The 23,579-nt window shown below is 73.9% G+C and carries 29 protein-coding genes; 13 read left to right on the top strand and 16 right to left on the bottom strand.

Features of this window, described 5'->3' with window-relative positions; all coding sequences use genetic code 11:
- Positions 1-26 precede the first annotated feature (26 nt).
- The 4 genes from ACWGJM_RS37850 to ACWGJM_RS37835 form a co-directional block, all read right to left on the bottom strand.
- Positions 27-719 (bottom strand): class F sortase, encoded by a 693-nt coding sequence (locus ACWGJM_RS37850; RefSeq protein ID WP_453416293.1) that lies wholly within the window; start codon positions 717-719, stop codon positions 27-29.
- A gap of 115 nt (positions 720-834) precedes the next feature.
- On the bottom strand, positions 835-1,278 hold the full coding sequence (locus tag ACWGJM_RS37845; protein ID WP_453416292.1) for a hypothetical protein: 444 nt from the start codon (positions 1,276-1,278) through the stop codon (positions 835-837).
- 199 nt (positions 1,279-1,477) lie between these two features.
- Positions 1,478-1,792, bottom strand: a complete 315-nt coding sequence (locus ACWGJM_RS37840) for a hypothetical protein (RefSeq protein WP_453416291.1) — start codon at positions 1,790-1,792, stop codon at positions 1,478-1,480.
- Positions 1,789-2,052 (bottom strand): hypothetical protein, encoded by a 264-nt coding sequence (locus ACWGJM_RS37835; protein ID WP_453416290.1) that lies wholly within the window; start codon positions 2,050-2,052, stop codon positions 1,789-1,791. Before ACWGJM_RS37835 ends, ACWGJM_RS37840 begins: the two co-directional genes overlap by 4 nt.
- A 125-nt stretch (positions 2,053-2,177) precedes the next feature.
- Between ACWGJM_RS37835 and ACWGJM_RS37830 the strand changes: the two genes are divergently transcribed.
- Entirely contained in the window at positions 2,178-3,416 is a 1,239-nt protein-coding gene (locus tag ACWGJM_RS37830) for an MFS transporter (RefSeq protein ID WP_453416289.1), read from the top strand.
- Between the two features lie 144 nt (positions 3,417-3,560).
- Positions 3,561-3,782 carry a hypothetical protein gene (locus ACWGJM_RS37825; protein ID WP_453416288.1) on the top strand — a complete coding sequence of 74 codons (222 nt, stop codon included), beginning with the start codon at positions 3,561-3,563 and terminating at the stop codon, positions 3,780-3,782.
- Here ACWGJM_RS37825 and ACWGJM_RS37820 read toward each other — a convergent pair.
- Positions 3,739-3,948, bottom strand: coding sequence for a hypothetical protein (locus tag ACWGJM_RS37820; RefSeq protein WP_453416313.1), 210 nt, complete (start codon positions 3,946-3,948; stop codon positions 3,739-3,741). The genes ACWGJM_RS37825 and ACWGJM_RS37820 overlap by 44 nt on opposite strands.
- Before the next feature lie 138 nt (positions 3,949-4,086).
- Here ACWGJM_RS37820 and ACWGJM_RS37815 point away from each other — a divergent pair, with 138 nt between their 5' ends.
- The 4 genes from ACWGJM_RS37815 (at position 4,087) to ACWGJM_RS37800 (ending at position 7,548) form a co-directional block, all read left to right on the top strand.
- Positions 4,087-4,560 carry a GNAT family N-acetyltransferase gene (locus tag ACWGJM_RS37815; protein ID WP_453416287.1) on the top strand — a complete coding sequence of 158 codons (474 nt, stop codon included), beginning with the start codon at positions 4,087-4,089 and terminating at the stop codon, positions 4,558-4,560.
- 141 nt (positions 4,561-4,701) lie between these two features.
- Positions 4,702-5,709, top strand: a complete 1,008-nt coding sequence (locus ACWGJM_RS37810) for a Vgb family protein (protein WP_453416286.1) — start codon at positions 4,702-4,704, stop codon at positions 5,707-5,709.
- Between the two features lie 58 nt (positions 5,710-5,767).
- Positions 5,768-6,643 (top strand): SCO6745 family protein, encoded by an 876-nt coding sequence (locus ACWGJM_RS37805; protein WP_453416285.1) that lies wholly within the window; start codon positions 5,768-5,770, stop codon positions 6,641-6,643.
- A 38-nt stretch (positions 6,644-6,681) separates the two neighbouring features.
- A complete protein-coding gene (locus tag ACWGJM_RS37800) occupies positions 6,682-7,548 on the top strand; it encodes a fructosamine kinase family protein (protein WP_453416284.1) in 867 nt (288 codons plus the stop codon).
- 30 nt (positions 7,549-7,578) lie between these two features.
- Here ACWGJM_RS37800 and tap read toward each other — a convergent pair whose 3' ends face one another.
- Complete coding sequence (gene tap / locus ACWGJM_RS37795; protein WP_453416283.1) at positions 7,579-9,918, bottom strand: telomere-associated protein Tap; 2,340 nt, start codon at positions 9,916-9,918, stop codon at positions 7,579-7,581.
- Between the two features lie 165 nt (positions 9,919-10,083).
- Between tap and tgmA the strand changes: the two genes are divergently transcribed.
- Both tgmA and tgmB read left to right on the top strand, forming a co-directional pair.
- Positions 10,084-10,275, top strand: a complete 192-nt coding sequence (gene tgmA, locus ACWGJM_RS37790; protein ID WP_453416282.1) for a putative ATP-grasp-modified RiPP — start codon at positions 10,084-10,086, stop codon at positions 10,273-10,275.
- A 15-nt stretch (positions 10,276-10,290) separates the two neighbouring features.
- Complete coding sequence (gene tgmB, locus ACWGJM_RS37785) at positions 10,291-11,274, top strand: ATP-grasp ribosomal peptide maturase (RefSeq protein WP_453416281.1); 984 nt, start codon at positions 10,291-10,293, stop codon at positions 11,272-11,274.
- 69 nt (positions 11,275-11,343) lie between these two features.
- On the opposite strand, the gene ACWGJM_RS37780 is transcribed toward tgmB, so the two are convergent.
- Together ACWGJM_RS37780 and ACWGJM_RS37775 are read right to left on the bottom strand one after the other, a co-directional pair.
- Positions 11,344-11,565 carry a hypothetical protein gene (locus tag ACWGJM_RS37780; RefSeq protein ID WP_390740016.1) on the bottom strand — a complete coding sequence of 74 codons (222 nt, stop codon included), beginning with the start codon at positions 11,563-11,565 and terminating at the stop codon, positions 11,344-11,346.
- Positions 11,566-11,656: 91 nt separating this feature from the next.
- Positions 11,657-11,908 carry a DUF5133 domain-containing protein gene (locus ACWGJM_RS37775; protein WP_453416280.1) on the bottom strand — a complete coding sequence of 84 codons (252 nt, stop codon included), beginning with the start codon at positions 11,906-11,908 and terminating at the stop codon, positions 11,657-11,659.
- A 234-nt stretch (positions 11,909-12,142) separates the two neighbouring features.
- On the opposite strand from ACWGJM_RS37775, the gene ACWGJM_RS37770 reads away from it, so the two are divergent.
- Together ACWGJM_RS37770 and ACWGJM_RS37765 are read left to right on the top strand one after the other, a co-directional pair.
- Positions 12,143-12,367, top strand: coding sequence for a hypothetical protein (locus tag ACWGJM_RS37770; RefSeq protein WP_453416279.1), 225 nt, complete (start codon positions 12,143-12,145; stop codon positions 12,365-12,367).
- A gap of 66 nt (positions 12,368-12,433) precedes the next feature.
- Positions 12,434-13,321 carry a Gfo/Idh/MocA family protein gene (locus ACWGJM_RS37765; RefSeq protein WP_453416278.1) on the top strand — a complete coding sequence of 296 codons (888 nt, stop codon included), beginning with the start codon at positions 12,434-12,436 and terminating at the stop codon, positions 13,319-13,321.
- A 63-nt stretch (positions 13,322-13,384) separates the two neighbouring features.
- On the opposite strand, the gene ACWGJM_RS37760 is transcribed toward ACWGJM_RS37765, so the two are convergent.
- Entirely contained in the window at positions 13,385-13,663 is a 279-nt protein-coding gene (locus ACWGJM_RS37760) for a GlsB/YeaQ/YmgE family stress response membrane protein (RefSeq protein ID WP_453416277.1), read from the bottom strand.
- A 161-nt stretch (positions 13,664-13,824) separates the two neighbouring features.
- Between ACWGJM_RS37760 and ACWGJM_RS37755 the strand changes: the two genes are divergently transcribed.
- Complete coding sequence (locus tag ACWGJM_RS37755) at positions 13,825-14,976, top strand: PP2C family protein-serine/threonine phosphatase (RefSeq protein ID WP_453416276.1); 1,152 nt, start codon at positions 13,825-13,827, stop codon at positions 14,974-14,976.
- A gap of 144 nt (positions 14,977-15,120) precedes the next feature.
- Positions 15,121-15,576 (top strand): hypothetical protein, encoded by a 456-nt coding sequence (locus tag ACWGJM_RS37750; protein ID WP_453416311.1) that lies wholly within the window; start codon positions 15,121-15,123, stop codon positions 15,574-15,576.
- 4 nt (positions 15,577-15,580) lie between these two features.
- On the opposite strand, the gene ACWGJM_RS37745 is transcribed toward ACWGJM_RS37750, so the two are convergent.
- The 7 genes from ACWGJM_RS37745 to ACWGJM_RS37715 all read right to left on the bottom strand — a co-directional run bounded on the left by ACWGJM_RS37745 (position 15,581) and on the right by ACWGJM_RS37715 (position 21,979).
- A complete protein-coding gene (locus ACWGJM_RS37745) occupies positions 15,581-15,757 on the bottom strand; it encodes a hypothetical protein (protein ID WP_453416275.1) in 177 nt (58 codons plus the stop codon).
- A 184-nt stretch (positions 15,758-15,941) separates the two neighbouring features.
- On the bottom strand, positions 15,942-17,009 hold the full coding sequence (hypE, locus tag ACWGJM_RS37740) for a hydrogenase expression/formation protein HypE (protein WP_453416274.1): 1,068 nt from the start codon (positions 17,007-17,009) through the stop codon (positions 15,942-15,944).
- A complete protein-coding gene (gene hypD / locus ACWGJM_RS37735; RefSeq protein ID WP_453416273.1) occupies positions 17,002-18,126 on the bottom strand; it encodes a hydrogenase formation protein HypD in 1,125 nt (374 codons plus the stop codon). Before hypD ends, hypE begins: the two co-directional genes overlap by 8 nt.
- The gene (locus tag ACWGJM_RS37730; protein WP_453416272.1) at positions 18,123-18,404 is read right to left on the bottom strand and encodes a HypC/HybG/HupF family hydrogenase formation chaperone; all 282 of its coding nucleotides are present in this window, start codon (positions 18,402-18,404) and stop codon (positions 18,123-18,125) included. The genes hypD and ACWGJM_RS37730 overlap by 4 nt, the downstream gene beginning before the upstream one ends.
- 33 nt (positions 18,405-18,437) lie before the next feature.
- A complete protein-coding gene (gene hypF / locus ACWGJM_RS37725; protein WP_453416271.1) occupies positions 18,438-20,840 on the bottom strand; it encodes a carbamoyltransferase HypF in 2,403 nt (800 codons plus the stop codon).
- Positions 20,837-21,580, bottom strand: a complete 744-nt coding sequence (gene hypB / locus ACWGJM_RS37720) for a hydrogenase nickel incorporation protein HypB (RefSeq protein ID WP_453416270.1) — start codon at positions 21,578-21,580, stop codon at positions 20,837-20,839. Before hypB ends, hypF begins: the two co-directional genes overlap by 4 nt.
- A gap of 3 nt (positions 21,581-21,583) precedes the next feature.
- Complete coding sequence (locus tag ACWGJM_RS37715; protein WP_453416269.1) at positions 21,584-21,979, bottom strand: hydrogenase maturation nickel metallochaperone HypA/HybF; 396 nt, start codon at positions 21,977-21,979, stop codon at positions 21,584-21,586.
- Positions 21,980-22,233: 254 nt separating this feature from the next.
- On the opposite strand from ACWGJM_RS37715, the gene ACWGJM_RS37710 reads away from it, so the two are divergent.
- On the top strand, positions 22,234-23,475 hold the full coding sequence (locus tag ACWGJM_RS37710; RefSeq protein WP_453416268.1) for a cytochrome P450 family protein: 1,242 nt from the start codon (positions 22,234-22,236) through the stop codon (positions 23,473-23,475).
- Positions 23,476-23,579 lie beyond the last annotated feature (104 nt).

Here is a 23,579-nt window from a genome sequence, read left to right as displayed (position 1 = left end):
ACGACGACGTCACCGCACGCCCGGACTCAGACCAGATGGGCGAAGACCACAAGGTTGTCCGTGTAGTCCTTGACCGCGCGGTCGTAGTCCCCGGCGCAGGTGATGAGCCGCACTTCCGGCCTGGGGGTGTCGGCGTAGACGCGTTCACTGGGGAACTCGTCCTTGGCGAAGGTCTCCGCGCTGTCGACCACGAAGGACGGTTTCGTGCCGTCCGCCCGTTCCACGGTGAAGTGGTCGCCGGGCTCCAGCTCGCCCAGCTCCGCGAAGACCGCGGCCGAGGTCACCGTGTCGACATGGCCCGCGATGATCGCGGTGCCCGCCTCCCCGGGCGAGACTCCGTCGGAGTACCAGCCCACGAGGTTGGTGTTGTCGGCGGGCGGCGGTTGGAGCCGGCCGGAGTCGCCGATGGCGAGGGACGTGAAGGGGGCGTCGACCGAGATCTTCGGGATGGACAGACGCGTCGGTCTGGAGCGGGACAGGTGCTCGTCCGACCGGGGGGCGTCCGAGGACGCCGATGCGGTGGGGGCGCCCGCGACGCTCGCCGCGTCGGGCGGGTCGGGCGAGCCGGACGGCCCCTGCCTGCCGCCGATCAGGGCGACGGCCAGGAGTGCGATCGCGGCGGTCCACACGAGCCGCCCACCGGAGCGGGAGCCCGGCCCGGCCGGGGCCGGCTCGGTGACGGTGGGGGTGCGGGCGGGGGACGGCGGGTCAGCTGCCATGGGTACCACCTCACTCGGACACGGCAGCGCGGCTGTCGGGGGGGCGAGCGGGCAGCCGGCCGCCGAGCGCGAGGTGCGCGGGCGGCGGCCGTAGCCCTGGGACATCGGACTCCGCTCAGACCGCCGGTTCGGCGACCTTGCGGCGGCGCAGCGCGTACATGCCGGTGGCTGCCACGGCCATGACGGACAGCCCGGCGGCGGTCACGCCCGGCGTGGCCAGCGCGCCGCCTCCGGTGTGCATGCCGCCGCGCGGCTTGTCGTGGTCCTTCTCCTTGCTCCAGCCGCCGCCCTTGTCGTGCTCGTCGTCCTTGGAGGAGCCGGAATCAAAACCGCTGTCGTCCCCCTCCGAATCCCAGTCGTCTCCGCTCGACTCTTGCTTGCCGCCACCGGAGTGGCCCCCGCCACGCTCCTCGTCGTGGCTGCTGTCGTCGCCCTGCTTCTTGCTGTAGGAAGAGTCATCGCGGCCCTCGTCGCCCCCGTAGGCGTGGGCGCCGGGAGCGGCGATGGCGAGGGCGGCCGTCGCTGCCGCGGTGGCCAGGATCATGCGGGCAGATCGCATCTCGGAATCCTTCCGCCGGTGCCGGGCAGCCAATACTCCATCAGCTGTCATGACCCGACCTCCGACATGAACCACCGTCAGTCACGCCACCGGCTCGCACCATCCGGGCCGCCCAGCCGGGTTACCGGCGCGCCGCCGGTTCCCCCGAACGTGGCGAACTGTCACCGCGTCAGCCGTGCGGGAGAGGTCGTACGCGAAGTCACTGTCCGCGGGTCACCGGCAGGGGCAGGGTCGCCGGGCGCAGGCCGGGGGCTTTCGCCGTCAGGGTGAGACGGCCCGGGTGTTTCGCCGGGCGCAGGATGGCGAGTGCCTGGCCGTGCCAGGTGTGGCGGCGGGGCTGCCGGAAGCTGTCGACGTTGTGCGGGTTGCCGTTGCCGACCGCGGCGAGTTCACCCGCACCGGCTGTCTCGAAGTTCACCTGGAGCGTCGCGTAGGGCACGAGCCGGCCCCGGCGGTCGGTCACCTCGACGAGCACGTGCACGAGGTCGTCACGACCGGTGGTGAGGGCCCTCACGTCCGGGACGAGGCGGAGGGCGGCCGGTGCGCCGACGGTGGTGAGGCTCGTACGGCCTGTCTCCTGCCGTTCCGGGAGGCGACCGCCGTGCCCTCGTCGAACGACCGCTCGCGCGCCCGCCCGGCTCCGGCTGAGTCCTCGGAGCGGGCCGCGGCTGCCGCCGGCGACTCCAGGTCGAGTGCCGCCGCCCCCGCGGCCGCCGCCCCGAGCGCGAGGGCCTGACGCCGCGTCACACCGTCGCCCTGTCTCCGCTTCCCCATGGAACACCCTTCCGTCGATGCCATTGATGCCATTGTCGCCGTTGATGCATTGCTATTGCTCTTGCAAGTAATATGCAACAAGCTGGACCGGTCCTTACCGCCGATCTCCAACGCGGAGCCTCGTCATGCCCCGATTGCTGCCGGACTCCGGCCCCCGACGCGTCCTCGCCGTCTCGAACTTCGTCTACACGGTGGGCAGCGGTCTGTATCTGACCGCCGGAGTGCTGTACTTCACCGAGGCCGCCCGCCTTCCGGCCGGCCAGGTGGGCCTTGGGCTCGCCGTCGCCGGACTTCTCTCGCTGTTCCTGGGCATCGCCGCGGGGCACCTCGCGGACCGGGGCGGGGCGCGCGGCGTCTACGCCACCACGCTGGCCGTCCAGGCGCTGGCCACGGTCGCCTTCGTGCCGGCGACCGGGTTCTGGCCGTTCGTCCTCGTGGTCAGCGCCGCCACCGGGGCGAAGGCTGCCGGGGTCGCCGCGCGCAGTCCGCTCATCCGGCACTACGGCGGGGACCGGCCGCAGGAGTTCCGGGCCTATCTGCGTGCCGTGACCAACGTCGGTGTCTCCCTGGGAGCCCTGCTGGCGGGCTGGGCCGTCCAGGTCGGCACCCTCACCGCCTACCGGCTCATGGTCCTCGGCACGGCGGTCGCCTGTGCGGCCGCCGCGGCCCTGCTGGTCCTCCTCCCGCCGGTCACGCCCGTCCCGGCCGGCGGCGGCCCGCGTTGGATCGCCCTGCGGGACCGGCCGTACCTCCTGCTCACCTCCCTCGACGGGCTGATGGCCATCCAGTTCAAGGTGCTGACCGTCGCCGTGCCGCTCTGGCTGGTGCGGGACACCACCGCCCCGCACTGGCTGGTCTCGGCCACCATGCTCACCGGCACCGTCCTCGTCGTCGCCCTCCAGGTACGCGTGAGCCGCTCGGTCACCTCGCCCGTGGCGGGCGGGCTCGCGTACCGCCGGGCGGGGCTGGCCTTCCTCCTCGCGTGCGCGCTGATCCCGCTGTCGCGGGGAGTCCCGGCCTGGGCGGCCGTGACGGTGCTGCTGACCGCCGTGGTGATCCACACGATCGGCGAACTGTGGCACTCCGCCGCGGGGTTCGAGGTCTCCTTCGCCCTCGCCCCGGCCCACGCCACCGGTCAGTACCTGGGCGTGTTCGGCCTCGGCGCCGGGCTCGCCGAGGCCCTCGGTCCCGGTCTGCTCATCTCGCTGTGCATCGGCTGGGGCCGCCCCGGGTGGTACGTCGTGGGGGCGGTGTTCGCCCTGACCGGCCTCGCGGCGCCGTTCGCCGTACGCCGGGCGCGCGGCGAGGAGCACGGTCGGCGGGCGCACCGTACGGCGTCGCGGAAGGCGACGGTCGCGTCATGAACCCGATGGCCAGCGCCGCCACCTCGGCCGGGGTGAGCGTCCGGCCGTGGACACGGAAGTCGTCGACGGCCGCCTTGAGGTACGGGTCGGAGTACAGGGCCCTGCCAGGAGGTCTACCTCGTCGTCACCGGCACTCCGAGCACCGTGCACCACTGCGCCTACCTCGACGGCTACACCAGGAACTACCGCTACCCGTACGAGTTCCGGATCAGCGGTGCCACGCCCTCCGGGTACGAGTCGGGGTACCAGAAGCCGGCCGCGGCCACTGGCACTCCAACGGCGGCGGCTGGGTCGACAACAGCGCCGACGTCGCCTCCAGTGTCTACGTCGGCCCGCGCGCCGCGGTCTTCGGCAACTCGACCGTGACCGGCAACGCCCGTATCGAGGGCCTGTCCTGGGTCAACTCGGGCGCCACGATCAGCGGCAACGTCGTGGTCAAGGACAACGCGGTCGTGCGGGGCGGCGCCAACCTCTCCGGCAGCCTCGTGCTCGGCGGCGACGCCGAGATGTGGATCAGCTGCTCGTCCGGCACGTACCTGATGTTCAACCCCGACCGCGGCTGCGACGGCCGGGGCGGGGAGAGCGACGTCAACCCGTCCTACAGCGCGTTCACCGACCAGGAACTCGCCATCACCGTCCAGGACTTGGCGGAACGCAGCAGAATGCACGGGTGGACGACATCATCATCCGCCCGGCCGAGCCCGGCGAACTGGCCGCCGTCGCCGGGCTCCGATGGCAGTGGATCCTCGAGAACGGCGGCGAACCACGAACCGGCCGCGACGAGTTCGTACGTCACTTCACCGGCTGGGCGCGGGAGAACGCCGCCTCGCACCGCTGCATGGTCCTGCTCCGTGGCGAGGCCGTGATCGGCATGGCCTGGCTGGCGGTCCTGCCGCGGGTGCCCGCTCCGCATGCCCTGGAGCGGGCCTCCGGCGATCTGCAGTGCGTCTACGTCGTGCCGGGCGAGCGCGACGGCGGCCTCGGCGGGCGGCTCATCGACGCGGTCCTGGAGCACGCCCGGGAACTCGGCCTGGAGCGGGTCACCGTCCACTCCAGCCCCCGGGCGGTCCCGGCCTACGCCCGCCACGGCTTCGAGGCGTCGCCCAGGCTGCTGCACGCCCGCACCGGCCGTGCGGGCGGCTGAGGCGCCGACACGCGGGGGTCGCCCGTCCGGGTCCGGTGGCTCGTGCGGTGGTGGGGTGGGCCCTAGCCTGAGGCGCGAGATCAAGGATGCCGTCGGCGCCGGTCCGCGCGGCCCGCTCACGCCGAGAAGGGGCCGGCCGTCATGCCCGACACGCCACCGCCGGCTGTCCGCCGAGGGCGCCGTCGTGTCCTCGCGGCGGTCCTCTGCGCCCTGGCCGGTGTGGCGGCCGTCGCCTCCCCGGCCCGCGCCGGGGTCGGCGAGGTGACGGAGTATCCGATCACCAGCACCGCCGCCGGCTTTCCCTCCGGGATCACGACCGGGCCGGACGGGGCTCTGTGGTTCGCGCAGTCCGGTGCGGACCGGATCGGGCGGATGGCGGCGGACGGAACGGTCGCAGACCACCCGACACCGACTGCGGGCAGCGCCCCCTTCGGCATCACGCCCGGGCCCGACGGCGCCCTGTGGTTCACGGAGTCGGGCGCGGGCCGGATCGGGCGGATCACCACCGCCGGCCGGATCACCGAGTACCGGCTGCCCCGTGCGGACAGCGCCCCGCTCGGCATCACGCCCGGGCCCGACGGCGCGCTGTGGTTCACGGAGTCGGGGGTGAACCGGATCGGGCGGATCACCACGGCCGGCCGGATCACCGAGTACGCGGTGCCCACCCCGGACGGCTGCCCCTACAACATCGCCGCCGGGCCGGACGGAGCCCTGTGGTTCACCGAACTGCTCGGCGGCAAGGCCGGCCGGATCGATCGCACCGGGCGGATCACCGAATTCCCGCTCGGAGCCGACGACTTCCCCGACGACATCGTCGCCGGACCCGGAGGGATGTGGGTCACCGCCTCAGGGACGAACTCCGTGGACCGCGTCGACTCCACCGGCCGGGTCACCCGCTTCCCGCTGCCCCAGCCCGACAGCGGACCGAGCGGGATCACCCGCGGCCCCGACGGGCAGGTGTGGTTCGCCGAGCAGTCCGGCCGGATCGGCAGGGTGACGCAGGCCGGCGCCGTCGAGGAGTTCCCGGTGCCCTCCGGCGCCGACAAGGTCCCCTTCCGCCTCACCACCGGCCCGAACGGCTCGGTGTGGTTCACCGAGCTCCCCGGCAACGCGGTCGGACGCGTGCAGGCGCTTCCCCAGCGACTATGACAGTGGTCATAATCGGGTCGACTGCCCGGCGAGCGCCGGGAGGGAGCGGGAGGAAGCCGTGGGCGAGGCACTGTCGCGGGCGATGTGGCAACGGTACGAACCGGTGCACGACCTGGTCTACGCGCCCGGGATCCGGCAGACCACCGACGCACTGGGGATGCGCGGCTTCTGGATGGGGTACTTCGCGCTGCGGGCCGCACCGCTCGGCGCGGTGCCCCCGGCGGTCGTCACCAGTTGCTTCTACGTCTTCCACCGCAGCCGGGTGGAGCGGGCCCTGCCCGACGCCTGGGGGTACGCCGCCCCGGCCGAGGTCCTCGAGGCGCGGGAGCGGGCCGTGGACGCCGCGATGACGCAGCTGCTCGGACCTGAGGCCCTTGCCTCCCCCGAGCTGACCGAGGCCGCCGACCTGGCCTGGGCCGCGGCGATGGCCGCCGACACCGAGGGCCGGGTCCTCGGCGCCGCCAACCAGGCCCTGGAACGTCCGAAGGAGCCGCATGTGCGGCTCTGGCAGGCCGTCACCACGCTGCGCGAGCACCGCGGCGACGGCCATGTCGCCGCCCTGGTGGGCCACGGGCTCGGGCCGGTCGCCGCGATGGTGCTGAAGTCGGCCGCGGGCGAGTCCGACGGCTCCGTTCTGCGCGAGGGCCGCACATGGGACCTGACGGCATGGCGGGCGGCCGAAGCCGACCTGGGCGAGCGCGGGCTGCTCGCCGCCGACGGGACGCTCACCGCGGCCGGCGCCGCGGAGCACGCGGCGGTCGAGGCGCGGACCGACGCCGCCGCCGAGCGGCCGTGGACCGTTCTGGGCCGGGACGCCACCGAACGCCTCGCCCGCCTTCTGGAACCCCTGGCCAGGGCCGTGCGCGAGGCCGGCCTGCTGCCGTCCGGCAACCCCGTGGGCCTGACCCGCGCCCCGGACGTCAACCGCGAGTGATCCGCTCGCCGGTCAAGCCGGGCCCGTACCCTGGGGCCGTGGTCGACAGCAGCGAGGAACCGGTGGCGGTGGCGTCCCGGCTCACCGGACGTCCGGTGACCGGCGGGCGTCCGCTGTCCGGGGCACTGGCCGAAGCCACCCTCGACGGCGGCACGGTGGTGGTGGTCAAACGCGGGGACGGCCCGCGCGCGGTACGCGCGGAGGTGGCCGGACTGCGCTGGCTGGCCGCCGCCGGTGCGGTCCGGGTGCCCGCCGTCCACGGCCACGACGAGCACTGGATGGTGACCGAGCGGATCCCGACCGGGGCGCCCGCCGCCGAGGCCGCGGCGCGTTTCGGCCATGCGCTGGCCGCCCTGCACTCCGCCGGCGCGCCCGCGTTCGGAGCACCGCCGCCCGACGGCCCGGAGGACGCCTACATCGGGCTCGCCCCGATGCGCAACAGCGCCGGCGCCGACTGGCCGCGCTGGTACGCCGAGCACCGCGTGCTGCCGTACCTGCGGCGTGCCGTCGACGACGGGACCCTGCGCTCCGCCGAGGCGGCCGTCGTCGAGCGGGTCTGCGAGCGGCTGCCCGGGCTGGCCGGGCCCGCCGAGCCGCCCGCCCGGCTGCACGGCGACCTGTGGAACGGCAATGTGCTGTGGGGCGCCGACGGGCACGGCCACCTCATCGACCCGGCCGCGCACGGCGGACACCGGGAGACCGACCTGGCCATGCTCCACCTCTTCGGCTGCCCCCACCTGGACCGGATCCTGGCCGGCTACCAGGAGGCGGCGCCCCTCGCCGACGGCTGGGCGGACCGCGTCGGCCTGCACCAGCTCTTCCCGCTGCTGGTGCACGCCGTGCTGTTCGGCCGCGGGTACGCGGAGCAGGCCCTCAGGGTGGCCCGGCGGGCCCTCGCCGGCTGACCGGGCCACGGGCGCCCCGCCGGTGTCCGCCTACTCCCCCTCGTCCGGCGCGCCGATCCGGCCTGACTTGATGTAGCGGGCCAGGTTGAGGTGGTCGCCGTGCTCCTCGCGCAGCCCCTCCGCCCACAGCACGCTCTGGGTCCCCTCGTGCTTGACCATGCCCGGGCTGACGCCGATGCGGAAGCCGCCGGGCAGGGGCTTGCCGTCCCGGTACGGCAGGACGTCGAGCGGGGTGGGGCCGTCGGAGGCGTACACCGCGCAGTCGGAGAGGACCGCCACGGGGTACCGGCCGGTCGCTCGGGCCACCGCGAGCATCTTGCGGTGCATGTTCGTCCGCGCCTTGGAGATGACGGCGGCGCGGATGTCGGGGCGCCAGGTGGGCCGGTCCAGCGCGGGCCAGCGCTCGCCCGGCCGCCAGCCGCTGCGGGCGCGCTCGCGCAGCTTGCCGATGCCGCCCTTGACCGTGGCCTTGACCGCCGCCAGTACCAGGGCCAGCTCCGGGTCCCGGTCCTTGTGGACCTCCATCGCGGCCAGGAACTCCTGGGGCGCCATGCCGGTGGTGACGCCGAGGTCGGCCATGGTGGCGATGTAGGCGTCGCGCAGCCTGGTGTACCAGGCGTCCAGGTACGGGCCGTGCTCGGGCCGGACGTAGGCCTCCAACGGGCCGACCTCGTGGCCGAGTTCGAGCGCGTACGCCACGGTCGGCGTCGCGTACCAGGCCGGGCCCTCGGGCGGCTCGCCGTCCGGGGTGAACGGGCTCGGCAGGCGTGGGTCGAGCCGGACATGGGACAGGTCGACCAGCCAGGAGCCCGGCAGCGACGGGTCGAAGGCGGGGTTGTGGAGGTGGACCGGCGCGCCGAGACCCACGACCGTGCGGTTGGCCGCCGCCGCGAACGCCATGTTGACGTCCATGCCGACGAGGTACGGCTTCATGCACTCCTCGTCGGTCAGCGGCCGGGCCCAGTCGTAGGCCTCCTCACGCAGCACCTCGGCGGGGGTGCGCTGGTGGAAGCGCGGAAGGTGGGCGAGGAGCGGGTGGCCGTCGGGGGCTTCGCACGGGGCGCAGTCCACGGCCTCGGTCAGGGCGCCCGGGTTGGGTGCGGACACCCACTGGCCGTCGTCCTGCTTGACCGCGCGGGTCGGGGGATGCAGCGCCGTCATCAGCTCCAGGCCGGTGACCGCGGTGGAGCCGCGCGGGGTCAGGACGCGTGCGGCGTACGCGCCGAGGACGCGGGCCAGGTCGGCGGGCGGCAGTTCGGCGGCCTCCCCCCAGTGCCGGGTGTCCAGCGCGTGCCAGGAAGGGACGCACAGCTGGACGCAGGCGCGCCGGCCGCCCTGTGCGGGGCGGTAGATCCGGGCCCACGGGCCGAGGCCGCGCCTGGTCAGCAGCCAGTCGGCCTTCTTCAGCTGCCGGACCGCCTTGTGGGACTCCGGGAGACGGCCGGCGAGGCGCTCCTCGTCGGTGAGCCGGGCGGGCAGCCCGTACCGCTCGCAGGCCGCCGCCGTCAGCACCACCAGCGGGTCGGCGTCCTTCCCCGACCGGTGCAGCCGTGCCTGCCCGAGCCGCGCCTCGCCGAGCGCCCACTCCACCAGCGCCGGGAGCGACCGCGCGGGCACGTCCAGCACCAGCCCGCCGACGCAGTACGCGGTCACCTCACCGTCGGCGGCGTCGACCACGGCGAGCGGGCCATGGGCGAAGCGGGGATCGACGGGCTCGGCCGGGGCGGGCTCGGCGGGGGTACGGGGCCGGGAGGGCGGTGTCTTCCCGGCGGCTGGGCGCCTGGGCGACGCGGGACGGGCCGGGACGGGCGCGGGGGACCACGCCGGGGACGTCCCGGCGGCTGACGCCGCGTCTCCGGCCGGTGCCGAGGCGGCGGCCGGTGCCGGGGACGCGGCGAGCGACGAGCCGGGGTGACCGGCCGAGGGCCGGGGGCCGGTGGAGCCCGGGGCCTGCCGTGCGGCGGGCGGCCAGGTGCCGGCCTCGGCGTCGTGCCCCGTGGGTGGCTGCCCCGCAGCGGGGGTTCCGTCGCCCGGGGCGGCGTCCGGGGCTTCGGCCCGGCGCCCGGTGGACGGCTGGGCGGCGAGATCGCGCGCGGCCGGCGGCTGTGGGGCCGGGTAGCGGTCGGCGAGGCCGGCGAGGAGCCGTCGGTAGGCCTCGAGGCGCTCTCCCCTGGGCTCGGCGCGGCCCGCCTCCCAGGCCTCGATGCTGGGCACGCGTACGCCGAGGGCCTGGGCCACGGCGGCCCGGGTCAGCCCGGCCGCCTCACGCAGCCGGGTCCGCTCCGCCGGGACGGGCAGCACGGTGCCGCCGTCGACGGCGGCGAGCAGCGAGTCGACCGCCGCGAACAGCTCATCGGGCTGGTCCGTCATTTCCACATCCGTCTTTCTACCTGGCGCCCTGCCGGATGCTATCTCAGCACTCGCGCAACAACGCTCCGCTGTTTTCCCAGCTTCTGGGCGTGATCACGGAGAGTAAGGAAACCAACCACCCGTTCGACTCGTATAAGGAGATGGAAGCCGAAACAGGGAGAGACCATGCAACCGTTCACGCTCAACTACGCGCGCCCCGCTGTGCAGTTGGACGTCACCACTCCGTACGCGTACGACTCCGGACTGCAGTTGAACGTCTTCCCCGACGGGCGGATCGCCGCAACCGACCTCGCGACACTCAGAGCACTGGGGACCACGACCTCCACCGCCGGCTCCAAGACGCACTTCGACGACTGAGCCGGGCCCCGCAAGATGACCGTGCTCATTCTGACCACCGAAGAGGACGTGACCGCCGACATGGTGGTCCTCCGGCTCAACGAGTCGGGTGTCCCGGTGGTCCGGTTCGACCCCGCCGACCTGACCCGTGGCGTCGCCCTGTCGGGCGAGTACGTGCACGGCGGCTGCCGCGGACACCTGTCCGTCGGGGGCCGGCTGGTCAGCATGAACGGCCTGCGCTCCATCTGGGTGCGCAGGCCGGGAGCAGCCGCCGCCCGTGCCGACCAGCCGTCGGACTGGCTGACGGAGGAGTCCTCCCAGGCGCTGTACGGCATGCTCCGCTCGACCGACGCCCGCTGGATGAACCATCCGGACGCCGCCCGCCGGGGCCGCCACAAGCCGTGGCAGCTCCGGGCCGCCCAGCGCAGCGGGCTAGCAGTGCCGGCCACCCTGATCACCACATTTCCGCAGGCCGCCCGGGAGTTCGCCGAGCGCTTCCCGGATCTGGTGGTCAAGCCGGTCTCCGGCGCACATCCGCAGGAGCCGCCGCGCGCGGTGCCCACCAGCCGGGTCGCCCCGGACACCGACTTCGCGGCCGTCGCCTTCGGCCCGACGCTGCTCCAGCGCCGGGTCGCCAAGCGGGCGGACATCCGTCTCACCGCCGTCGGGGAGCGGCTGTTGGCCGCCCGCAAGCCGGTGGCACCGGACGCGCACCCCGACGACGTGGACGTCCGTTTCGCCCCGTCGGCCGGCCCCTGGGCACCCGTGGATGTGCCCCCGCGGGTCGCGGAGGCCGTGCACAGATATCTGAAGGACGCCGAACTGGCTTACGGGGCTTTCGACTTCGCCGAGGACGCCGACGGGATCTGGTGGTTCCTGGAGTGCAACCAGTCGGGTCAGTTCGGCTTCGTGGAGATGGACACCGGACAGCCGATCGCCCGCAGCATCGCCGACTGGCTGGCGTGCGGCTCGGCCGAACCGTGCCCACCGGCGAACGGAACGAGGAGGTCCGCCCGCTGATCACGTCCGTACCGGCCCGTCCGTACCGGCCGCGGCGCCGCGGCCGGACCACACGCGGTGTCCGGTGCCTCAGGGCGATCCGGGACCCGGCAACTGCGGCATCCGTTCCCACGCCGGAGCCGGTGCCGCGGCCGGCGGCAGGCCGGCGCCGGGCGCGAGTCCCTGCGACCGCAGTGGCAGCATGACGACCTCCAGCTCCCTGCGCAGGCGGTCGGCCTCTCTGCGTACCCCCGCGGGTATGTCGCCGCGTTCCGCGACAAGCCGGTCGTAAATGGGAGAATCCTGGAACACCCGTCAACATGCCTTTCCGACAACGGCCCATGGACATGGGCACGGTTGACGAGTGTAAGGATCAGGACGGGTCCACGTACGGGTTCCCCCGTCACACGGCCAAGGAGAGCCCGCTGTCCCCTTCCGTGTCCGTTCCGGTCCACCGTCCCTTCGCCGGCAGCAGGGCGTCCGCCCGGGCGACCGCCTCACCGATGTCCGTCGTCGCCATCATCACGCACAGCGTGTAACTCACGTCCTCGAGTTCCCGTGTCACCGCCGGTGTGCTCTGCTCGGCCTGAGCGATCCGCAGCGATGCGTAGCGGGTCAGCAGCTTCCTGACGGCCTTCGGGTCCGGGACCAGCACGAGGTGCCCCTCTCTAGAGTTTTGTGCACCGTATGCCCGTAAGGCCGTGGATCATGCCCATCTCGCGCGCCACGCCGTGGAGATGACGCGATCGTGTCGCACGCGAGCCGGGGCGGGGATCTTCGTGCGGCCGCCGGGCCGACCTGGGATCGTCACCATTCCTTCACCCGCACCGCACGCATCCGTGACCCCGTTCCGAGCACTCGAAGTGCGTTGTCCGGACAAGGGGATGTCGTGGTCATCGTCGCCGTACTGCTGCTGCCGCTGCTGGCCGCCCTGCTGGTGGTCATGGACCGGGTGGAGGAGCACCTGTTCACCTCCACCCCGGCCGGGCCACGGCATGCCGGCCGACGGAGGCATCTGCGCCTGGTCCGGGGCGGCCGGCGGAGCGGGCCGGCGGAGCACGCGCGGACGGCGATCGCGGGCGGGCGGGCCACCGCGGAGCGGCCGGCCGCCTGACGCACCTCGTTCCCCGGTGGGTGCCCTGCCCTCCCCGACGAGCCCGGAGTGTGCGACGCTGGCGCGATGCGCATCGGACTGCTCGGCACCGGCCCCTGGGCCCGCATGGTGCACGCCCCGGCCCTGAGCGGACACGAGAAGGCGGAACTCGTGGGCGTGTGGGGGCGGCGCGCGGAGGCCGCCGCCGAGCTGGCGGAACGTCACGGCACGCGTGCCTACGACGACGTGGACGCCCTGTTCGCCGAGGTGGACGCCGTCGCCGTCGCCCTGCCGCCGGACGTCCAGGCCCCGCTCGCCGAGCGTGCGGCCCGCGCCGGATGCCATCTGCTGCTGGACAAGCCGCTGGCCGCGACGGTGCCGCAGGGCCGGGCGGTCGTCGACGCGGTACGGGATGCCGGGGTCGCCTCGGTGGTCTTCCTCACCACCCGGTTCCAGCCCGAGACCGAGGCGTGGATCACCGAACAGGCGGACCGGGGGGACTGGTTCACCGCTCGGGCGGACTGGCTCGGCGCGGTGTTCACGACGGACAGCCCGTTCTCGGCCTCACCGTGGCGCCGGGAGAAGGGCGGCCTGTGGGACGTCGGACCGCACGCCCTGTCCGTGCTGCTGCCCGTCCTGGGCGACGTAAGGCACGTGGCGGCCGCGGCGCACGGCCCCGGGGACACCGCCCATCTGATCCTGGAGCACGCCGGGGGTGCCTCCAGCACCTTGACCCTGAGCCTCACCGCCCCGCCCGGGGCGGCCGGAGCCACCGTCGAACTGCGGGGGGCGGACGGGGTGACCGCGCTTCCGGCGAGTTCCGAGGGCGCCCTCGCCGCCTTCGGCCGGGCCGTGGACGCGCTGATCGGCGCCGCACGCACGGGTCGGCCCCATGCGTGCGACGCCGTTTTCGGTCTGCGCCTGACCGAGATCCTCGCCGCGGCCCATGCCCTGCTGCCCGACCGGGCCCACTGAGCGCCGCCGCTGTCAGGGGCGGGTCCGCAGGGCCCGCGTCCTGAGCCCTGCCCCCGCCGTGGGTTACGCGTGCCGGTGTGAGTGCCGGTCGCCGCTGACGAGCCGGTACAGCACCAGCAGGATCAGCGAACCGACGATCGCGGCGATCCACGTCGACAGGTCGAAGAAGCCGTCGATGGAGTCGACTCCGAAGATCACCTTGCCCAGCCAGCCGCCGAGCAGGCCACCGACGATACCGATCAGCATGGTGATGATGATGCCCCCGGGGTCCTTGCCCGGCAGCAGCAACTTGGCGATGGCACCGGCCAGCAGACCGATCAGGATCCAGGCGATGATGCCCACTTGTCCTCCACAATCCGTCGGAAATCCGTGCTCCTTACGGATGTGCCGAGACGGTGTCGGCAAACCTGGAAATCGTGGAAACGTGAAACATGCGGGACTGCTTGGTACGGCGTTCAATGATTCGCCGGGCCCGGGCGGACGGCCGGGCGTAGCGTGGGCATGTGGGCAGGGTGGGCGTCCGGCCGTCGAGCCGGTATGCGGACCGCTCCGGCTGGCTGCGGGGAGCGCCGCCGCCGCGCTGGGTGCGGGTGCTGCCCGTGGCGCTGCTCGCGGGCGTGACGGCGGCCACGGTGGCCAGTCCGCACCCGCTCGACATCGGTTTCGTGCTGGGCGCCATCCCCCCGCTGGCCGTGCTGTCGTACGGGCCGCTGGCGACGGCCGTGCTGGGCGGCGCGGCCATCGGACTGCTGAACGTCCCGGCCGCGAATCTGGACCGTCCGGGCAACACCGACCTGCTCACCATCTGTTTCGTCTCCATGCTGAGCGTGTTCGTCTCCTACGTTCGCAGCCACCGCGACGCCCAGCTGGTCACCGAGCGGACGGTCGCCGAGGCCGTGCAGCGGTCCGTGGTGCCCCCGCTGCCGGAGCGGGTGGGGCCGGTGGGGTGCGCGGGCCTGTACCGGGCGGCGCAGCAGGGCACGTTGGTCGGCGGGGACTTCATCGACGTACGGAGGAGTCCGTACGGCGTGCGGGCGGTGATGGTGGACGTGCAGGGGCACGGGCTGGCGTCGGTCCCGAGCGTGGTGTCCCTGCTGGGGGCGTTCCGGGAGGCGGTGCTGGACGAGCCCGATCTGGAGTCCGTCGCCGCGCGCCTGGACCGCAGGCTCAGGGTGGACTCGGCGACCGTCCGGCACGCCGAGCTGTTCGCCACCGCGGTGTTCCTGGAGTTCTCCTGCGACGCCCGCTTGGTGCGCATGGTGGCCTGCGGTCATCCGGCGCCGCTGCTGCTGCACGCGGGGCGGGCCCGCGAGGTCGAGGTCGTGCCGGGGCCTCCGCTCGGGCTGGGGCTGACCGATCTGGACCCGCCGAAGGAGGCCACGGTGGAACTGCGGCCGGGCAACAGTCTGTTCCTGGCCTCGGACGGTGTCTGGGAGGCCAGGGACTCCGCCGGCGCGTTCTATCCACTGGGCGAACGACTCGGCGCGCTCGCCGAGGGCGATCCGGCCGGGCTGCCCGGCCGGGTGTGGGCGGACCTCGTACAGCACTGCGGCATCGTCCTGGACGACGCGACCATGCTGCTGCTGACGCCGGAGCCGGAGTCGGAGTCGGAGTCGGAGTCGGTGCCGCCGGAGATCGCCACTCCGTCCTCCTGAGTCCCTCCTGGCACGGTGGTCACAGAAACGCCATGCCGCGCCACCCCTTCCGCCACATAGAAATATCTACCAGCATGCATACGCCGACTTGGGGCGCAGTCGCCCCGTAGTGCCAGATATCAGCCGGAGCAGCGCATGAACACGATGTGGACGCAGGGCGTGGAGTGGCTCGCCGCCGCCGCGCCGGACCCCCGGGCCTGCAAACGGGAGTGGGATCACGGCGACGGGATTTCGCTGCTGGAGGCCGGCCGCTTCTGGGACCTGCTCAGCGTGCCCGAGCGGCTGGGTCTGCTCACCCTCGATCTGCTCTGGCAGCCCGCGCTGCCCGTTCCCGGGCCCACCCTGGTGGACTCCGTGGCCCACCGGGTCGGCTTCTTCCTGCCGCCCGATCCGTCCGGCCGGTGGATCGGCTCCGGGCTGCGGTACACAACCAAGGGCGCCTGGGTGGCGGTGCCCCCGCCGTACCGGCCCACCCGGTCCCTGGAGTGGCTGATCCCGCCCGACGGCACCGGCGCGCTGCACTCCCCCGCCACCCTGGAGCTGGCGCTGCGCCAGGCCAACGGCACCCTCGCCGTCCTGGCGCCGGCGCACGACGGCTGACCCGTCAGCGGTGCCCCGCCTCCGGCCGGGTCCGGGGCGCCCGCACGGTCGGCGAGGGCCCCGGCGCCTCGGATCCGGCGGGGACGGTACGGCCCTCGGCGCGCCACTCCGAGACCAACTGGGCATAGATCGGCTCGCGCGTGGGCAGCGCGCCGACCGCCGCGGCGGGCCGCAGGGGCACGGGCTCCGGGCACCGTGAGCGCCGGAGCGCGAAGGGAAGTCGGTCCATGCCGGTGCCAACGCGCACCGCGCGCCGGTGGTACGCGGGCACCCCGGGCGCTCACCGGCCCGGGTGAGCCCATCGCCCGAACGGGGGCATGCGCCGGTCCGACAAGCACACGATGCACGGGGCCCGGTACGGCGCGTCAGCAGATCCGGGGCAGCTGCTCCCCGATCGGCATGTCGACCACCCGGGTGCCGCCCAGCCCGGTGCGGGCCACCACCATTCCGGGGTGGTCGGCCACCGCCTCGCCGATGATCCGGGCCTCGGCGCCCAGCGGATGGGCCCGCATGGCGGCCAGGACGGCGTCGGCGTGCTCGCGCGGCACGAACGCCACCAGTTTGCCCTCGTTGGCGACGTAGAAGGGGTCGAGGCCCAGCACCGCGCAGGCGTTGGCGACGGCGGGCGGGACCGGGACCTCGCGTTCGGTGAGGACGACGCCCGCGCCGGAGGCGGCCGCGATCTCGTTGAGGGAGGCCGCGAGACCGCCGCGGGTGGGGTCGCGCAGCACGTGCAGGTCCGGGGTGACGGCGAGCATGGCCTCGACCAGAGAGCCCAGCGGCGCGCAGTCGCTGACGATCTCCACCCCGAACTCCAGGCCCTCGCGTACGCTCATGATGGCCACGCCGTGCACCCCGACCGGGCCGCTGACGATCACCACGTCACCGGGCACGACCCGCTGCGGGCGCAGGTCGACCCCGGCGGGTACGAGACCGATGCCGGCGGTGTTGACGTAGATCCCGTCGCCGTGGCCGGCCTCGACCACCTTGGTGTCGCCGGTGGCCACCTCGACGCCCGCCGCCCGCGCGGCCGCGCCGAGCGCCCCGGCCACCCGGGAGACGGTCTCCAGCTCCACGCCCTCCTCCAGGATGAACCCGCAGGACAGGTAGGCGGCCCGGGCGCCGCTCATGGCGAGGTCGTTGACGGTGCCGTTGACGGCGAGGTCGCCGATGCTGCCGCCGGGGAAGAACAGCGGCCGTACGACGAAGGAGTCGGTGGAGAACGCCAGCCGGGCCCCGCCCAGGGACACGGTGGCGGCGTCGCCCAGCTGGGCCAGGGTGGCGCCGCCGAAGGCCGGGGCGAAGACGTGCTCGACCAGTTCGGCGGAGAGGGTGCCGCCCCCGCCGTGGCCCATGACGATCCGGGGCTGGTCGCGCAGCGGGGCCGGGCAGGTCCAGCCGGTCAGGTCCAGGGTGTCGGTGGTGTCAGGCAACGGGGCTCGCCTCCCGGGCGGCGGGGGTGGTCTCCAGGCGCCGGTAGAGGTAGTACGCGGCGCAGGCGCCCTCGCTGGAGACCATGGTGGCCCCGAGCGGGGTGCGTGGGGTGCAGCGGGTGCCGAACGCCTCGCACTCGTACGGCTTGATGAGGCCCTGGAGGACCTCGCCGCTGCGGCAGTCGGCGGGTTCGCGGGTCTGGATGTCCTCGACGGAGAAGCGGGACTCGGCGTCGTACTCCCGGTATTTGGCGGACAGCCGCCAGCCGCTGCCGGGGATCACGCCGATGCCTCGCCAGGCCCGGTCGGTGACCTCGAAGACGTCCTGGAGCATGGCGCGGGCGGCCGGGTTGCCCCCGGCCTGGACGGCCCGGGCGTAGGCGTTGTCGACGCGGTGCTCGCCGCGTTCCAGCTGGGCCACGGTGCGGCGGACGCCTTCGAGGATGTCCAGGGGTTCGAAGCCGGTCACCACGATCGGGACGCGGTGCCGCTCGGCCAGCCCCGGGTACTCGTCGACGCCCATGACCGTGCACACGTGCCCGGCGGCCAGGAAGCCCTGCACCCGGCAGTCCGGGGAGCTCATGATGGCCTCGATGGCGGGCGGGACGCGGACGTGCGAGACCAGCAGGCTGAAGTTGCGGATGCCCAGCCTGCGGGCCTGGTGGACGGTCATCGCGTTCGGGGGCGCGGTCGTCTCGAAGCCGATGCCGAAGAACACCACCTGACGGTCCGGGTGCTCCCGCGCGATCCGCAGGGCGTCCAGCGGCGAGTAGACCACCCGGACGTCCCCGCCCTCCCCGCGCACCTGGAACAGGTCGCGTCCGGTGCCCGGCACGCGCAGCATGTCGCCGAAGGAGCAGAAGATCACCCCGGGGCGGGAGGCGATCTCCAGGGCCTTGTCGATGACCTCCAACGGGGTCACGCACACCGGGCAGCCCGGGCCGTGGATCAGCTCGACCTGCTCGGGGAGGAGCTGGTCGATGCCGTGGCGGATGATGGAGTGCGTCTGCCCGCCGCAGACCTCCATGAGGGCCCAGGGCCGGGTCACCGTGGCGTGGATCTCGTCCAGCAGCCGGCGGGCCAGCTTCGGGTCCTGGAACTCGTCGATGTACTTCACTTGTGCGCCTCCTCGCCCGCGGCCGCTTTCCAGGGGTCTCCGAACTCCTCCTCGAGCATGCCGAGTTCGGCGAAGAGTTCGAGCGTCTGCCGCGCCGACTCCTCGTCGAGGCGCTGGAGCGCGAATCCGACGTGCACGATGGCGTACTCACCGACCTGGAGGTCGGGCAGGTACTCCAGGCACACGTCCTTCACGACGCCTCCGAAGTCGACGGCGGCCATCCGGGTGCCGTCGCGTTCCTGGATGTCCAGCACTCTGCCGGGTACGGCAAGGCACATGGGCCTCTCCTCGCTGTGGGGTCAGCTTTGCGGTCAGCTGGGGGGTCGGTCGGGAGTTCCGGGGACGGCGCGGGCGGCCACCACGAGCTGGCCGAGGGCCAGGCCGCCGTCGCCCGGCGGGACCAGGTGGTGGCGCAGCACCGTGAAGCCGTCACCGTCCAGGGCTTCGGCGCAGGCCGACGAGAGCACGGAGTTGAGGAACACGCCCCCGGTGAGGGCGACCGTGTCCACCCCGTGCCGCTCCCGCGCGCGTACGCAGAGCCGGTGGACCAGGTCGGCTGTGCCCCGGTGGAAACGGGCCGCGACCGTCGCCGTCGGCACGCCGGCCCTCAGGTCGTCCACGATCGCCGCGAGGACGGGTGCCGGATCGGCCCGCAGGGGACCGTCACCGGGGCGTTCCGGCAGGGCGAAGGCGTAGGCGTCGCCGTCCCCGCGGGCGGCGCCCAGTGCGGCGGCCTCCAGTTCGACGGCCGCCTGTGCTTCGTATCCCGCCCTGTGGCAGACCCCTGCGAGGGACGACACGGCGTCGAAGAGCCGTCCCATGCTGGAGGTGGGCACGCAGTTGAGGTTCCGCTCCAGCTGCCGCGCGAGTACGGCCATCTCGTCGCGCGGGCAGGTGGCCACGCAGGGCAGGTCCGCGGACCAGTCGAGCCCGGCCGCGCGCAGATGGGCCAGGGCCATGCGGTAGGGGCGGTGCACCGCGGCGTCGCCGCCGGGCAGGGGCACGTAGGCGAGGTGGGCGAAGCGGGTGTAGCCGTCGTAGTCCGCGAGCAGGAACTCCCCGCCCCACACCGCCCCGTCGTCACCGTAACCCGTGCCGTCGAAGGCGACGCCGAGCACCGGGCGGGTGCCGTCCAGGCCGTTCTCGGCCATCGCGGCGGCGATGTGGGCGTGGTGGTGCTGGACGCGGACGACGGTCCGGCCCGCCGCGTTCCGCTCGGCCCATCCGGCGGAGCGGTAGCCGGGGTGCCCGTCGGCCGCCAGCAGCTCGGGCCGGACCGGGGTGATGGACTCCAGCTGGGTCACGGCCCGGGCGAAGGCCCGTTGGGTGGCGAGGTCGTCCATGTCACCGATGTGCGCCGACAGCCAGGCGCGGCGGCCCTCGCCCAGGCAGAAGGTGTTCTTGAGGTCGCCGCCGACGGCGAGCGCCGGGCGGACGGGGACCGGCAGGTCCAGCGGCATGGGCGCGTAGCCGCGGGCCCGGCGCACGACGAGGGGCCTTCCGTCGCACACGCGGACCACGGAGTCGTCGCACGGCACGTGGATCGGCCGGTCGTGGGTGAGCCAGGCGTCCGCCAGGTGCGCCAGCCGCTGAAGCGCCTCCGCGTCATCGGTGACGATCGGCTCGCCGGAGACGTTGCCGCTGGTCATGACCAGCAGCCGGGGCCCCTCGGCGTCCCCCGGCAGGCCGAGCAGGAGGTGGTGCAGGGGGGTGTACGGCAGCATGACGCCGAGGTCGGGACTGCCGGGGGCGACGGCCGGGGCCGGGCGGAGGGTCGCGGCGTCCGCGCCGGTACCGCGGCGGCGCAGCAGCACGATGGGCCGGGCGGGGCCGCTGAGCAGGGCGTGTTCCTCGGGGCCGAGCCGGACGAGGTGCTCGATGTCGGCGGCGCTCCTGGCCATGAGGGCGAACGGCTTGTCCCCGCGGGCCTTGCGGCGGCGGAGCCGGGCGACCGCGTCCGGGTCGGTGGCGTCGCAGGCCAGGTGGTAGCCGCCGAGTCCCTTCACAGCGACGATCGCGCCGCCGGCCAGCAGCGCCCGGGCGGCGGCGACCAGGTCCGCCGTGCCGCTCTCCTGGAGTGCCCCACCGGGCTCCGCCGCGGCGGCGAGCAGGCGCAGGCGCGGGCCGCAGGCCGGACAGGCGACCGGCTGGGCGTGGAAGCGCCGGTCGGTGGGGTCGGTGTACTCGCGGGCGCAGTCGGGGCACATCGGGAACCCGGCCATCGTGGTGGACGCCCGGTCGTAGGGCAGGCCGGTGACGATCGTGAACCGCGGTCCGCAGTGGGTGCAGTTCACGAACGGATGGCGATGGCGTCGGTCGGCGGGATCCGCCAGTTCCCGCAGGCACGCGGCGCAGGTCGCGGTGTCCGGCGGGACCAGGGTCCGGGCCCGGCCGGCGGCGCGGGAGGCCAGGATGGTGAAGGCGGCGGAGCCGGTGGCGGGCACCTCCTGGAGGTCGACCGCGTCGACGCGGGCCAACGGCGGCGCGTCCCGCGCGATGCGGGCGCAGAACCGGGCGACGGCCTCCGGCGCGCCCTCGACCTCCGCGACGACGCCCTCGGGCGTGTTGGTCACGTGCCCGGTCAGCTCTAGGGAGGTGGCGAGGGAGTGCACGTACGGCCGGAAGCCGACGCCCTGCACGACGCCCCGCACGGTGATCCGGCGGCGCAGCGCGGTGCGGTGGTCGGTCCCGGCCGGCGGGGGCAGGATGCTCACGAGCCGGACGGGACGGTGACGGTGACGTCGGCGGGGGCGGCGTGTTCGTGCCGGGGACGGCCCATCACGGGGCTGTGCAGCAGCGCACCGTCCGCCGCCGCCAGCGCCCGGTCGAGCAGAGCGCCGGCCCCCTCCGCGCGGCGCACCGAGGTGAGCAGCACCTCGACCCCGGGGTTGACCCGCTCGACGTTGGCACGGAACTCCGCCTCGTCGAAGCCGACGGCCTCGGCGATGTCGGTCTTGGTGACGACCACCAGATGGGCGAGCCCGAACGCCGTGGGGTACTTCAGCGGCTTGTCCTCGCCCTCCGTCACCGAGGCGAGGACGACCCGCAGGGTCTCCCCGAGGTCGTAGGAGGCCGGGCAGACGAGGTTGCCGACGTTCTCCACGAACAGCAGCCGGGTGGGATCGGGAAGCCAGCCCTGGAGGTGCCGGGCGAGCATCGCCGCCTCCAGATGACACAGCCCGTCGGTGAGGATCTGCTTGACCGGTACGCCCGAACGGGCCAGTCGGGCCGCGTCGTTCTCGGTGGCGAGGTCGGCGGTCAGCGCCGCGACCGGCACGGACCTCTCCCGTGCCAGGGTGAGTTCGTGTTCGAGCAGCGCGGTCTTGCCACTGCCCGGGCTGGAGAGCAGATTGACGACGGTGGTGCCCAGGGCCGCGAGTTCCTCGCGCAGGGTGCGCGCGGCCTCGTCGTTGCGGGCGAGCACGGCCTGTTGCAGATCGACCACACGGCACATGGTTCAGCGCTCCTCGAGGATCGGTTCGCGGGTGGCCCCGGGCGTCGGGCCGGTCTCCCAGCGCACGTCGGCGATGCGCAGCTCACGGCCGGACAGCAGCTCGGTGGTCCCGCCGTCGCATCGCGGGCAGCTCAGCAGGGGTGGCATCCCGACGGCCCACTCGTGCGCGCACGGCCCGCAGCGGGCCCGGCCCGGCACCGTGCCGACGACGAGTTCGGCGCCCTCCAGGACGGTGCCGGCGCAGGCCAGTTCGAAGGAGAAGGACAGGGCGTCGGGGACGACACCGGCGAGTTCGCCCACCTCGAGCCGCACCGATCGCACCGCGGTGACGTCACCGGCCCGTTCCGCCGCCGCCTCCACCTCTCCGATCACCGCGAGCGCGATGGACATCTCGTGCATCTGCCTCCGTCCTGGCGCGGACCGTCCGTACACGGGTCACGGAGTCCCATTAGAGGCAGGGCGCCGTCGGGCCCCGGCCCGGCGCGCCGTCGCCGGCCGGTCAGGTACGCCGTTTGCCGCAGCGCGGACGGCCCGCACGGATACGGACAGAAAGGGGAGCGTTTCGAAGCCAACTCTCACTCAGCCGGTCGAGAGCGGTCGGCGACGGTGTGTACTGCGATGAGTGAACGACCGGACCAGTCAGGAGAGTTTTCGTGACCGTGACCGATCCCAGCGACCGCTTCGCCATCGACCCGTTCGGCGCCGACATCCCCGGTGAGAGCGCCCGGCTGCGCAGGCTCGGCCCGGTCGTGCCCGTCGAGTTGCCAGGCGGCATCCCCGCCTGGGCGCCCACCGGCTACGAGGTCCTCAAGGAACTCATCCTCGATCCGCGGGTCAGCAAGGACGCGCGGCGGCACTGGCGGCTGTGGCCGGAGATCGGCGAGCACCCCTCGTGGGGCTGGGTGCTGGGCTGGGTGGGCGTGGTCAACATGCTCTCCGCCTACGGCCCCGACCACCGGCGGCTGCGCAGGCTGGTGGCGCCGAGCTTCACGCACCGCCGCACGGAGGCGATGCGCCCGCGCGTGGCGGCCATCGCCGCCGAACTGCTCGACGCCCTGGAGACCGCCGGGGCCGACGGCCGGGTCGTCGATCTGCGAGCGGGGCTCGCGCTTCCGCTGCCCCTGCGGTTCATCTGCGAACTTTTCGGCGTGCCCGAGGAGATGCGGGAGGACACGGCGCGACTGGTCGGGGACCTCATTGACACCTCCGACCAGAGTCCGGAGCGCGCCGCGTTCACGCAGCAGCGGATCGGTACGGTGCTGGGCGGGCTGATCGCCCACAAGTGCGAGCACCCGGGCGACGACATGACCACCGAGCTGATCCGGGTCCGGGACGAGGACGGCGACCGGCTCAGCGACGAGGAGCTGCTGTACACGCTGCTGCTGGTGCTCGGCGCGGGCTTCGAGACCACGGTCAATCTCATCGGCAACGCGGCGGTGGCCCTGCTGCGGGACCCGGAGCAGCTGGCGGCGGTGCGTTCCGGCGCGATCGGCTGGGACGGCGTGATCGACGAGACGATGCGGGTGCACCCGTCGATCGCCACGCTGCCGCTGCGCTTCGCGGTGGAGGACCTGAAGGTCGGGGACGTCACGATCCCGGCCGGGGACGCGATCATCACCACGTACGCCGCCGCCGGGCAGGATCCCGCGCACTACGGGCCGCGCGCGGACCGGTTCGACGCGGCGCGCGCGGCGGACGACCATCTGTCGTTCGGCATCGGGGTGCACCGCTGCATCGGCGCGCCGCTCGCCCGGGTGGAGGCCCTGGCCGCGCTGCCCGTGCTGTTCGACCGCTTCCCGGGCCTGCGGCTGGCCGCCGAGGACGGCGATCTACGGCAGGTGCCGTCGTTCATCGCGTTCGGCTGGCAGGAGGTGCCGGTCATCCTGCGGGGATGAAACCCCTGATGGGGCCCGACCGGTCCCCCGTGCCGGTCGCGCCCCCGGGACTGCCGAAGGTACGTGTGAGCTGGGCCGTTGGGTATCGCGCCGATGCCCGATGG

The sequence above is a fragment of the Streptomyces sp. NPDC054834 genome, from assembly GCF_053611185.1.
This window is presented reverse-complemented; position numbering and strand designations above follow the sequence as displayed.

Bases quoted from the DNA above. Each gene is read 5' to 3' on its own strand.
- ACWGJM_RS37850 (WP_453416293.1), bottom strand. From the start codon at position 719: ATGGCAGCTGACCCGCCGTCCCCCGCCCGCACCCCCACCGTCACCGAG.
- ACWGJM_RS37845 (WP_453416292.1), bottom strand. From the start codon at position 1,278: ATGCGATCTGCCCGCATGATCCTGGCCACCGCGGCAGCGACGGCCGCC.
- ACWGJM_RS37835 (WP_453416290.1), bottom strand. From the start codon at position 2,052: ATGGGGAAGCGGAGACAGGGCGACGGTGTGACGCGGCGTCAGGCCCTC.
- ACWGJM_RS37830 (WP_453416289.1), top strand. From the start codon at position 2,178: ATGCCCCGATTGCTGCCGGACTCCGGCCCCCGACGCGTCCTCGCCGTC.
- ACWGJM_RS37810 (WP_453416286.1), top strand. From the start codon at position 4,702: ATGCCCGACACGCCACCGCCGGCTGTCCGCCGAGGGCGCCGTCGTGTC.
- tap (WP_453416283.1), bottom strand. From the start codon at position 9,918: ATGACGGACCAGCCCGATGAGCTGTTCGCGGCGGTCGACTCGCTGCTC.
- tgmA (WP_453416282.1), top strand. From the start codon at position 10,084: ATGCAACCGTTCACGCTCAACTACGCGCGCCCCGCTGTGCAGTTGGAC.
- tgmB (WP_453416281.1), top strand. From the start codon at position 10,291: ATGACCGTGCTCATTCTGACCACCGAAGAGGACGTGACCGCCGACATG.
- ACWGJM_RS37765 (WP_453416278.1), top strand. From the start codon at position 12,434: ATGCGCATCGGACTGCTCGGCACCGGCCCCTGGGCCCGCATGGTGCAC.
- ACWGJM_RS37750 (WP_453416311.1), top strand. From the start codon at position 15,121: ATGTGGACGCAGGGCGTGGAGTGGCTCGCCGCCGCCGCGCCGGACCCC.
- ACWGJM_RS37730 (WP_453416272.1), bottom strand. From the start codon at position 18,404: ATGTGCCTTGCCGTACCCGGCAGAGTGCTGGACATCCAGGAACGCGAC.
- hypB (WP_453416270.1), bottom strand. From the start codon at position 21,580: ATGTGCCGTGTGGTCGATCTGCAACAGGCCGTGCTCGCCCGCAACGAC.
- ACWGJM_RS37715 (WP_453416269.1), bottom strand. From the start codon at position 21,979: ATGCACGAGATGTCCATCGCGCTCGCGGTGATCGGAGAGGTGGAGGCG.